Origin of the sequence: Flavobacterium aureirubrum, assembly GCF_038739835.1 — a bacterium.
Classification (GTDB): Bacteria; Bacteroidota; Bacteroidia; order Flavobacteriales; family Flavobacteriaceae; genus Flavobacterium; species Flavobacterium aureirubrum.
Genome location: NZ_JBCGDO010000001.1, coordinates 457,482 through 467,627 on the forward strand (window position 1 = coordinate 457,482; position 10,146 = coordinate 467,627).

11 protein-coding genes are annotated in these 10,146 nt (G+C 32.3%); 8 read left to right on the top strand and 3 right to left on the bottom strand.

The genetic code is table 11. The features are described 5' to 3' along the window. Nucleotides 1-64: 64 nt before the first annotated feature. The 8 genes from WFZ85_RS02085 to murI all read left to right on the top strand — a co-directional run bounded on the left by WFZ85_RS02085 (nucleotide 65) and on the right by murI (nucleotide 8,412). On the top strand, nucleotides 65-724 hold the full coding sequence (locus tag WFZ85_RS02085; protein WP_342694623.1) for a CBS domain-containing protein: 660 nt from the start codon (nucleotides 65-67) through the stop codon (nucleotides 722-724). 52 nt (nucleotides 725-776) lie between these two features. Continuing rightward, nucleotides 777-1,658: an NAD kinase gene (locus WFZ85_RS02090; protein WP_342694624.1), complete on the top strand. Its 882-nt coding sequence runs from the start codon at nucleotides 777-779 to the stop codon at nucleotides 1,656-1,658. 166 nt (nucleotides 1,659-1,824) lie between these two features. Continuing rightward, nucleotides 1,825-2,511, top strand: a complete 687-nt coding sequence (porG, locus tag WFZ85_RS02095; protein ID WP_413789722.1) for a type IX secretion system protein PorG — start codon at nucleotides 1,825-1,827, stop codon at nucleotides 2,509-2,511. A gap of 4 nt (nucleotides 2,512-2,515) precedes the next feature. Beyond that, nucleotides 2,516-3,256: an isoprenyl transferase gene (locus WFZ85_RS02100; protein ID WP_342694626.1), complete on the top strand. Its 741-nt coding sequence runs from the start codon at nucleotides 2,516-2,518 to the stop codon at nucleotides 3,254-3,256. Between the two features lie 7 nt (nucleotides 3,257-3,263). After that, the gene (locus WFZ85_RS02105) at nucleotides 3,264-5,951 is read left to right on the top strand and encodes a BamA/OMP85 family outer membrane protein (protein ID WP_342694627.1); all 2,688 of its coding nucleotides are present in this window, start codon (nucleotides 3,264-3,266) and stop codon (nucleotides 5,949-5,951) included. Between the two features lie 34 nt (nucleotides 5,952-5,985). Next, nucleotides 5,986-7,032: an OmpH/Skp family outer membrane protein gene (locus tag WFZ85_RS02110; RefSeq protein ID WP_342694628.1), complete on the top strand. Its 1,047-nt coding sequence runs from the start codon at nucleotides 5,986-5,988 to the stop codon at nucleotides 7,030-7,032. 29 nt (nucleotides 7,033-7,061) lie between these two features. Continuing rightward, nucleotides 7,062-7,562, top strand: a complete 501-nt coding sequence (locus WFZ85_RS02115) for an OmpH/Skp family outer membrane protein (RefSeq protein WP_342694629.1) — start codon at nucleotides 7,062-7,064, stop codon at nucleotides 7,560-7,562. A gap of 73 nt (nucleotides 7,563-7,635) precedes the next feature. Beyond that, nucleotides 7,636-8,412 carry a glutamate racemase gene (gene murI, locus WFZ85_RS02120; protein ID WP_342694630.1) on the top strand — a complete coding sequence of 259 codons (777 nt, stop codon included), beginning with the start codon at nucleotides 7,636-7,638 and terminating at the stop codon, nucleotides 8,410-8,412. 4 nt (nucleotides 8,413-8,416) lie between these two features. Here the strand turns inward: murI and WFZ85_RS02125 are convergent, their stop codons facing one another. From WFZ85_RS02125 to WFZ85_RS02135, 3 genes are all read right to left on the bottom strand, one after another. Beyond that, nucleotides 8,417-8,929, bottom strand: a complete 513-nt coding sequence (locus tag WFZ85_RS02125; RefSeq protein ID WP_342694631.1) for a gamma carbonic anhydrase family protein — start codon at nucleotides 8,927-8,929, stop codon at nucleotides 8,417-8,419. Nucleotides 8,930-8,971: 42 nt separating this feature from the next. Beyond that, the gene (locus tag WFZ85_RS02130; RefSeq protein ID WP_342694632.1) at nucleotides 8,972-9,973 is read right to left on the bottom strand and encodes a PorP/SprF family type IX secretion system membrane protein; all 1,002 of its coding nucleotides are present in this window, start codon (nucleotides 9,971-9,973) and stop codon (nucleotides 8,972-8,974) included. A 5-nt stretch (nucleotides 9,974-9,978) separates the two neighbouring features. Next, nucleotides 9,979-10,146, bottom strand: a 168-nt coding sequence (locus WFZ85_RS02135) for a T9SS type B sorting domain-containing protein (protein WP_342694640.1), incomplete at its 5' end; no start/stop codon positions are given.

Here is a 10,146-nt window from a genome sequence, read left to right on the forward strand (position 1 = left end):
AAGTTAAACTAAGTCCTAATCTCCCAAATTTTGATTATTTTGCAATCGCTTAAACTAAAACTGCATGAGATATCTTTCTGAATATATCAATAATGATTTTAAACCCTTTTCTTGCCAAGAAAAAGTGGCTGAAATTCAGGATTTTTTTGCTGATTGTAATTTTTCACATTTTCCAGTTTTACAGGAAGGAATTTACATGGGTTGTATTTCTGCTGTTGATGCTGAAACTTTTGATGCAGATAAAAGTATCACTGATTATCGTTACGCGCTTGAAGGTTTTTTTGTGAGAGAAAGTATGATTTGGCTTGATGTTTTAGAGATTTTTGCAAGAAATAATGCTACTATAGTCCCCATTCTTAATGATGCTAACAGCTATCTTGGATATTATGAAATTACTGATGTCATCAAGTTTTTAAATGAGACTCCTTTTTTGAAAGAAACAGGTGGGATTTTAGTTGTTGAAAAACCAATTTTAGACTACTCAATGAGCCAAATCGCTCAAATTGTCGAGAGTAATAACGGAAAACTATTGGGTGTTTTTGTTTCTGAAGCTAGCACTGAAAAAATTCAAGTGACTATAAAGATGACGCTTGGAGCTATGAATGACATTATCCAATCTTTTCGCAGGTATAATTATGAAATTATTTCTGAGCACCATGAAGATGATTACTTAAATAACTTGAAAGAACGTTCAGAATATTTGGATAAATATCTAAATATGTAATTTAAAATACAGATTTAGTAACACGGACTTACAAATTGAAAAAAAGAAACACATGAAAGTTGCCATCTTCGGACAATATTATCAAAACGATACACGACCCATTATTAAAGATATTTTTGTTTTTTTTAATAGAAATAGTGTTGAGATGGTCATTGAAGAAAAGTTTTTGAAAATACTGTACGAAGAGAAAATTGTTGAAAAACAATATAACACTTTTTGCTCTCATAGTGATTTAGACAGTAGCTTTGATATATTAATAAGTATTGGTGGAGATGGAACTATTTTGAGAGCTGCAACTTTTGTTCGCGACTCTGGAATCCCCATTTTGGGCGTAAACGCTGGAAGATTGGGTTTTTTAGCCAAAGTACAAAAGGATAATATTGCCTTGTTTCTTCAAATCTTATTAGAAAAAAAATACACTATTTCAGAAAGAACACTTTTAACACTAGATTGTTGTCCTAATGATAGCACTATTGATATCAATTTTGCAATGAATGAAATATCAGTAAGCAGAAAAGATACCACATCAATGATAACCATTGAAACTTATTTGAATAACGAATATCTTAATTCCTATTGGGCTGACGGCTTAATAATCTCAACTCCAACAGGTTCCACAGGATATTCTCTAAGCTGCGGTGGCCCCATTTTAACTCCTGATGTAAAAGGTCTAGTTATAACTCCTATCGCACCACACAATCTTAATGCAAGACCTTTAGTTATTCCTGATGATATTGAAATCAAACTCAAAGTGTCAGGAAGAGAAGAACAATATTTAGTTTCTTTAGACTCAAGAATTACTTCGGTCAATAATAATGCCGAATTACTAATTAAAAAAACTCCCTTTCAAATAAAAATGGTTGAAATAGCTGATGAAACTTTCTTGAAAACCCTAAGAAATAAGTTGCTTTGGGGAGAAGACAAACGAAATTAGAAAAAAACAGCTATCTTTTATACTACTTTTCTAAAAAAATCGTTTTTTAGATTACAAACTCAACCAAGTATCATAATTCACTGTACTTCATTTATTTAACAGAAATACATCTTTGATGCTAATTAAGAAGTCAGAATTATTATATTTGCACGCTATTTTCAATTTGATGAAAAAGATTTTAGTACTATTTTTTTGTTTTATTTTCCAAAATGTAATGAATGCACAAATCAATGAATTGGGTGTGTTTATAGGCGGAAGTAATTTTATAGGAGACGTTGGTAAAACAAATTATGTTTCTCCCAACGAAATAGCACTTGGTGTCTTGTATAAATGGAATAAAAGCCCAAGACATTCGTACAGATTTTCTTATACGCAGTCGACAATTTCAGGTAATGATTTAGACTCCGAGGTGTTAGCAAGAAATAGCAGAGGATATCAATTTAAGAATAGCATTAAAGAGTTTTCTGCTGGAATGGAATTTAATTTTTTTGATTTCAATTTGCATGAAATTTTACAACGAAAGATAACGCCTTATGTTTATACCGGAATTAGTTATTTCATTTATGATGAACTATACGTTATCAATGGTGAAACAGAAAAAGATTATACGGCGAGCACATTTGCCATACCCATGATTGTTGGTGTAAAAAGTAATGTTTTCGAAAATTTCGTTCTTGGGATTGAAGTTGGAGCAAGGTATACTTTCACTGATAATTTAGACGGAAGCTTACCTAAAAATCAAAATTTAGCGCCATTGCAGTTTGGTAACATAAATAGTAAAGATTGGTATGTGTTTACAGGAATTACACTTACCTATACTTTTACTGAAAAACCATGTTACTGCGCAAATTAATAAAATGAGCTTACTAGATACTATAAATAAAGACAACTTACCAAAGCATCTCGCCATAATAATGGACGGAAACGGTCGTTGGGCGAAGCAAAAAGGGCTATTAAGAGCATTTGGCCATGAAAAAGGCACAAAATCAGTTAGAATAACCGTTGAAACCTGCGCAAAACTAGGAATTGAAAACTTAACACTCTATGCTTTTTCAACCGAAAATTGGAACAGACCAAAATTAGAAGTTGATACCTTGATGAATCTTTTAATATCTTCTCTCAAAAAAGAATTCGATACACTTCAAAAAAATGACATTCGTTTAAACTGCATTGGCAATATAGATTTATTACCCAATAAAGCAAAAAAAGAACTACTAACCGTAATAAGCAATACCAAAGATAATAAACGAATGACCTTGACCTTAGCATTAAGCTATGGCTCAAGAGAAGAATTATTACATGCCATAAAAATTATAAGCCATAAAGTTAAAAATAATATAATTTCAGTAAACAATATTGATGAATCGATTATAAATCAGCATCTTTACACGCATGATTTACCTGATGTAGATTTAGTGATTAGAACCAGCGGTGAACACCGGATAAGTAATTTCTTGTTATGGCAAATTGCCTACGCAGAATTTTATTTTACCGATGTCCTTTGGCCTGATTTTAATGAAAATGATTTATACGAAGCTATTATAAGCTATCAAAAAAGAGAACGCAGATTTGGAAAAACAAGTGAACAAATTAAATAAATTTTCAGTGCAGATAAAAAAGTCAAAAATAATTCTAATCATCTTATTATTAGGAACTATTTTTAATTTACAAGCCCAAGAAAGACTCCCTTTTGACCAAGGAAAAAAATATTTTTTAGCTGATGTTAAAGTAAATGGCAAAATCAGTTATAACGAACAAACCGTCGTTACTTTTTCTAGTTTAGAAAGAGGACAAACTATTACTGTTCCTGGTGAACAAATTACTAATGCAATAAAAAAATTAGGTAAACTTGGTCTGTTTAGTGACATCGATTTTTATGTGAATAAAATAGAAGGCGACAGCATTTGGCTTGACTTGGATATTGTAGAATTACCTAAACTGAAAGAAGTTAAATTTAATGGTGTTAAAAAATCTAAGGTAGAAGGATTGATAAAAGAAAATGCTTTAACAAAAGGTAAGATCGTTAACGAGAATTTAATTACTACCACAAAAAATTATATTGAAAACAAATACAAAAAAGACGGCTACTTTAATACTAAAGTTTTCATAACCAATACGCCAGATACAACCGATGGAAATCAGGTGAAGATGTTAGTCAACATCGATAAAGGCAGCAAACTTAAAATTAAGAATATCACCTTTGAAGGCAACGAAAAATTTACTGACAAAGCACTAAGAAGTGCCATGAAAAATACTAAAAAAATCAATCCAATACGTATTTTAAAAGCGTCTAAATTTATAAAAGATAAATACAAAGAAGATTTAAACTTAATTGTAGAAAAATATAAGGAAAAAGGATACCGCGATGCCCGAATAGTTTCCGACTCCGTCTACACTATTGACAAAAAATCCAAATTAGCAATTAATATAAAAGTTGAAGAAGGAAGTAAATATAGATTTGGAAATATCAAGTTCTTAGGAAACTCTGTTTATTCTGACCAACTATTAAGTAGATTAATTGGAATTAAAAAAGGAGATACTTATAATGGTGTTTTACTTGAAAAAAGAATAGCAGACAAAACTAAGCCTGATGGTGAAGACATTACTAACTTATATCAAAACAACGGTTACTTGTTTTCAAATATCAATGCGGTCGAAGTAAAAACAGCTAATGATACGATAGATTTTGAAATTAGAATTACAGAAGGTCCAATTGCTTATTTTAACAACATAACTGTTGTTGGAAATGACAAAACAAATGATAGAGTAATTTATCGCGAGTTGAGAACCAAACCCGGTCAGAAGTATAGCAAAGAAGATTTAGTAAGAACAATTCGCGAAATCGGGCAACTAGGTTTCTTTGATCCAGAAGCTATTGACCCTAAATTTAAAAATGTTGATCCTGCAGCAGGAACTGTTGATATCGAGTACAATCTTGTAGAAAGAGGCTCGAGCCAAATCGAATTACAAGGAGGTTATGGCGGTGGAGGATTTATAGGAACTTTAGGATTATCCTTTAATAATTTCTCTGCTCGAAATCTATTTAATAAAGAAGCATACAAGCCTCTACCAATGGGTGATGGACAAAAAGTATCTTTGCGATTACAAGCCAGTCAATTTTTTAGAACCTATAGTTTATCATTTTCAGAACCTTGGCTTGGTGGTAAAAAACCAATACAATTTACCACTTCATTTTCTTATAGTAGCCAGTTTTTGTTTACTGGTAATACAGGTGGCGTAGATAGAAATAAAAGTTTTGATATTACTGCATTGTCAATAGGATATGCCAAAAGATTGACAGTTCCAGATGACTTTTTTGTTTTCCAAAATTCGGTAAGTTTTCAATTTTATAACTTAAACAATTATAATACTGGATTATTTACCTTTGGTGATGGTTCCTCGCGTAACTTAGCATTTACTTTGGGATTAAGCAGAAATAATAAAGGAGTAAACCCAATTTTCCCAACATCTGGTTCTGAATTTAGTGTATCTGCAAAATTCACAATACCTTATTCATTGTTCAACGGAGTTGACTACGCAAACCTAAAAAATCAAGAAGCCTATAAAATAAAATTTCGCGAAAATGCCGGTTTTACTGTTACTGCAAATTCACTCGGAGAACTACCTGAAATTGGTGACTATCTAAAAGAAACTGCACCAAATACAAATGTATATGAAAAAGCATACATGTATCAAGACGCGTCTGCAGATAGAGGAAAAGTTGACCAAGAAAAATTTAAATGGTTAGAATATTATAAAATAAAATTCAAAGCAGACTGGTATACTAAATTAGTCGGTAAACTTGTACTTCGAACTTTAGGTGAATTTGGATTTTTAGGTGCTTATACTCCCGCAAGAGGAACAAGTTTAGCAAACCCAGACAGAGGTGTTGTTCCATTTGAAAGATTTTTTCTTGGAGGCGATGGTTTAGCTAATTTTGCACTTGATGGAAGAGAAGTAATCCAGCTAAGAGGTTATCCTAATCAATCATTATCAGCTGTAGATGGAGATCCTATTTACAATAAATTTTCACTAGAGTTAAGATATCCAATAACGTTGAAAGCAGCCGCATCTATATATGCTTTGACCTTTTTAGAAGCCGGTGGCTCATACGATACCTTTAAGAATTACAACCCGTTTGTTTTACAACGCTCAGCGGGGTTTGGTATCCGAATATTTATGCCAGCATTTGGACTATTGGGCATTGACTTTGCGAGAGGATTTGATCCAATTCCAGGATTCACCAGACCAAATGGTTGGGAAACACATTTTATAATAGGTCAACAATTTTAATTATATTTGATAAATATTTCAAAACCATAGTTGTATGAAAAAATATTTTGCAATATCACTACTGTTTCTACTATTTATATCAAAATTGCAAGCGCAAACAGCTCGAGGCGTCAAAATCGGTTACATTGATATGGATTATATCTTAGAAAAAGTGCCTGATTATACTGAGGCTAAGAATCAACTTGAGCAAAAAGCACAAAAATGGAAACAAGATATTGAAACGAAAAAAGTTGAAATTGCAAAGTTAAAAGATGCTTTAAAAACCGAAAGAGCATTATTAACCAAAGAACTAATTGAAGAACGAGAAGAAGAAATTAAATTTCAAGAGACGGAACTATTGGATTTTCAGCAAAAAAGATTTGGTCCAAATGGAGATTTAATGACACAAAAAGCTGTACTTGTTAAACCAGTGCAAGACCAAGTGTTTACTGCAGTGCAAGACATAGCAGAGGCAAAAAAATATGACTTTATATTTGATAAATCTTCTGACTTAACAATGCTATTTGCTGCAAAAAAGCACGATATCAGCGAACAAGTGATTCGAACTATAACAAGAGCAGAAAAGAGAGAACAAAAATCGAAAAAAGAACTAAAAGAACAAGAAAAGAAGGAATATCTCGAAGATGTTGAGGATGAAAATCCAGCATTAGCAGCAAGAAAAAAAGCACTAGAGGATAAGAAACTGGCTAGAGATAAAATGATGGAAGACAGAAGATTAGCTGCAGAAGCCAGAAAAAAAGATATGGACGATAAAAGAAAAGCGGCCGTAGAAGCTAGAGAAGCAAAAAAAAATGGCACGATTCCTGATAACAAAAAAGCTGAAGATAGTAAAACAACAACCAGCGACAATGACAAAACTTCAGAAACAAACAACGTAATTCCTAAAGAAACTGAAATAGACACCAAGTCCACTGAGGTGAGTGCCGCTCAAAAAGCAAAAGATGACAAAGCTGCAGCAAGAGCGAAACTTTTAGAAGATAGAAAAAAAGCTTTAGAGGATAGAAAGAAAAAAATACAAGAAGATAGAGAAGATGCGAAGAAAGCAAAAGAAGCTAAAACAGAAAAACCAAAAACAGAATAAATACAATTAATTAATAAATACCTTTAAAAATGAAAAGATTAAAATCATTACTAATAGCTGCTGTATTGTTTATAGGAACAAGTCACGCCATTAATGCACAAGCTAAAACTGCACATGTAGATGTAAATGAACTAATTTCTAAAATGCCTGCAATGTTGGATGCTCAAAAACAATTAGAAAAATTGAGTGCCACTTATGATACTGAATATAAGACAATGGCTGAAGAGTATCAAAACAAAATTAAAAAATATGACCAAGAAGCGTCAACAGTAGGTGATGCCGTAAATCAGACCAGACAAACTGAAGTTCAAGACTTAGTAAAGCGCATTACAGATTATAGAGATAATGCTCAAAAAGAATTACAAAAAAAAGAAGCTGATTTGGTAAAACCATTGATGGAAAAAATAAAAGCTTCAATCGCAAAAGTAGGAAAAGCAAAAGGATACCAATATGTATTAAATGTTGCCGATTTACTGCTTTCTGATGGTCCGGATTTAACTGCTGATGTTAAAAAAGATTTAGGCTTTTAAAACATAATATAAATAATTACAACTGCTCAATCAAAACAGAAAGATTGAGCAGTTTTTTTTTACTTTTGTTTTTATGACTAATAATAATCCAATAGGTTTTTTTGATTCCGGCATAGGCGGAACATCTATTTGGAGAGCTATTTATGAATTGCTTCCAAATGAAAATACTATTTATTTAGCTGATAGTAAAAATGCGCCATACGGTCAAAAATCAAAAGAAGAAATTATTGCATTGAGTTATAAGAATACTGAATTTTTACTCAAGGAAAATTGTAAAATAATTGTTGTTGCTTGTAACACGGCGACGACAAATGCTATACAAGAATTAAGGAGAAAATATTCAATCCCTTTTATAGGAATTGAACCTGCAATAAAGCCTGCTGCGACTAATTCTCAAACACAAAAAATTGGAATTTTAGCTACACAAGGCACTTTGAATAGTGAACTTTTTCATCAAGCACAAGAACGTTTTCAAAGTACAAAGATAATAGAACAGATAGGACACGGGTTAGTACAGCTTATCGAAGATGGCAAAATTAATTCTCAAGAAATGAAAAAACTTCTTAATTCCTATTTACAACCAATGATTGAAGAAAATATTGACTTTTTAGTCTTAGGATGTAGTCATTATCCATATTTAATACCGCAGATAAAAAAAATTCTTCCAAAGCATATAAAAATAATTGACAGTGGAGAAGCTGTGGCAAGACAAACTAAAAACGTTTTAATGGATATTGGTTTCAATGACGAAACCCAAAAAAGCTCTCAGATTTTTTACTCTAATAGAAATCCTGTTGTACTAAATGATATATTAGAAAGTAAATTTCAGGTGGTTTATAAAGATTTTTAAAATTCTATTCTTCAAACCAACTTGAATATATAACATAATTATTGGATATACGTTCAATTTCTCCAGCAAAATTAGATTGATCTATATCTTTAACTTTTTTTGCAGGTACTCCTGCATAAATCGATCCAGACTCGACAACAGTGTTTTGCGTCAAAACTGCACCTGCTGCAATTATGGAATTACTTTCAATAACACAGTTATCCATAACTATAGCACCCATACCTATTAATACATTGTCGTGAACAATGCAGCCATGTACGATTGCGTTATGCCCGATTGATACATTATTTCCTATAACTGTTGGATGCTTTTGGTATGTACAATGAATAATCGCTCCATCTTGAATATTTACTTTATTTCCTATTCTTATATAATGTACATCACCGCGAATCACAGCATTAAACCATATACTACAAGACTTTCCTAATACAACATCTCCAACGATAGTAGCATTTTCAGCAACAAAACAATCTTCTGGAATTTGTGGAATTTTCCCTCTTATAGCCTTTATTATCATTTGTAAAAAAATTGTCCCGATAAATCGGGACAGTTGTCTAATTTAATTAATAGCAGGACAATTACACTCGTATTTGTCTCGTTTACAGAATAAATTTATCCCTAATGTGATTTGGTGAAAACCACCATTATCAAAGTTTACATTGCCTAATAATTGCGAGTAAGTGTATGCAAGCACAAAATTTTTGAAATTCACACCTACAATTGGCGTTAAATACTGTAATTTTTGCTCTGCAATAGCTCTTCCATCTAAAAATTGTGCACCGTCCAAACTTCGTCTATATGATAGTCCACCCCATAAAGTCCCAAAGTCTAACTCTTTATAGGCCTTTAAATTTAAATCTACTGTTTTCTCTTGCGTTTGAGTAACCAATTGAAACATAAAAGAAGGTTCAAATAATATTTTTTCTCGATCTCCAAAAGTATAACCTGAATTTAAAATGAAGCGTCTTAAATTGACTGGTTCAATACCCCTTGAATACAAGTCCCTATTGCTTGCTAAAGCGTTTCTAACCGTTGCATGAACATAAAAATCGAGAAAATTATACGAAGCTCCGATATCGACATTGAAATAACTAGCACTTTGCACAATACCAACAACTACAGGATCTAATTCAGGATTGTTATTGTAGAAGCTGGTTTCATCTAAATTACTTTGAACAAATCCTGCACTCATACCAAATGATAATTGGTTTAAATCAACTTTATCACGGGAAAACATCAAATGATGAGCATAAGTTAGCTTCATACCGGTTTGCGAATGAAATCCATTTCTGTCATTAAAAACAATAACGCCACCACCAGACTTCTCACCTAATGCTCCATGTAAACTTACAGTTTGTAGTGCTGGCGCACCTTCTTGTCCGAACCATTGTTGTCGTCCTGTTATTCTTAGTTTAGCACAATTTGCTGCACCCGCCATTGAAGGATGTAACAAGTAATAATTATCAGATAAATAATCTGAATAAACTGGTAATCCTTCTTGCGATATCGAAAACTGCGTTGCAAGTAGCAATCCTAACAAATAAACTTTTCTAAAATTCATCGTAACTATCTTTTTAATGAGAAATGGGCTTTAAACTGTTTAACTACGTTTTGTTCTAAATAATCTACGGTAAACCAGTAATCGGTGGAAGGTAGTAATTGTCCATTGTAGGTACCATCCCAACCCTGTCCTGTCGAACTGATTTGTTTGAGTAGTTTGCCGTAGCGGTCAAA

Coding starts and splice junctions, on each gene's coding strand:
- murI (WP_342694630.1), top strand. CDS start 7,636: ATGACTAATAATAATCCAATAGGTTTTTTTGATTCCGGCATAGGCGGA.
- WFZ85_RS02110 (WP_342694628.1), top strand. CDS start 5,986: ATGAAAAAATATTTTGCAATATCACTACTGTTTCTACTATTTATATCA.
- WFZ85_RS02130 (WP_342694632.1), bottom strand. CDS start 9,973: ATGAATTTTAGAAAAGTTTATTTGTTAGGATTGCTACTTGCAACGCAG.
- WFZ85_RS02125 (WP_342694631.1), bottom strand. CDS start 8,929: ATGATAATAAAGGCTATAAGAGGGAAAATTCCACAAATTCCAGAAGAT.
- WFZ85_RS02115 (WP_342694629.1), top strand. CDS start 7,062: ATGAAAAGATTAAAATCATTACTAATAGCTGCTGTATTGTTTATAGGA.
- WFZ85_RS02100 (WP_342694626.1), top strand. CDS start 2,516: ATGAGCTTACTAGATACTATAAATAAAGACAACTTACCAAAGCATCTC.
- porG (WP_413789722.1), top strand. CDS start 1,825: ATGAAAAAGATTTTAGTACTATTTTTTTGTTTTATTTTCCAAAATGTA.
- WFZ85_RS02090 (WP_342694624.1), top strand. CDS start 777: ATGAAAGTTGCCATCTTCGGACAATATTATCAAAACGATACACGACCC.
- WFZ85_RS02085 (WP_342694623.1), top strand. CDS start 65: ATGAGATATCTTTCTGAATATATCAATAATGATTTTAAACCCTTTTCT.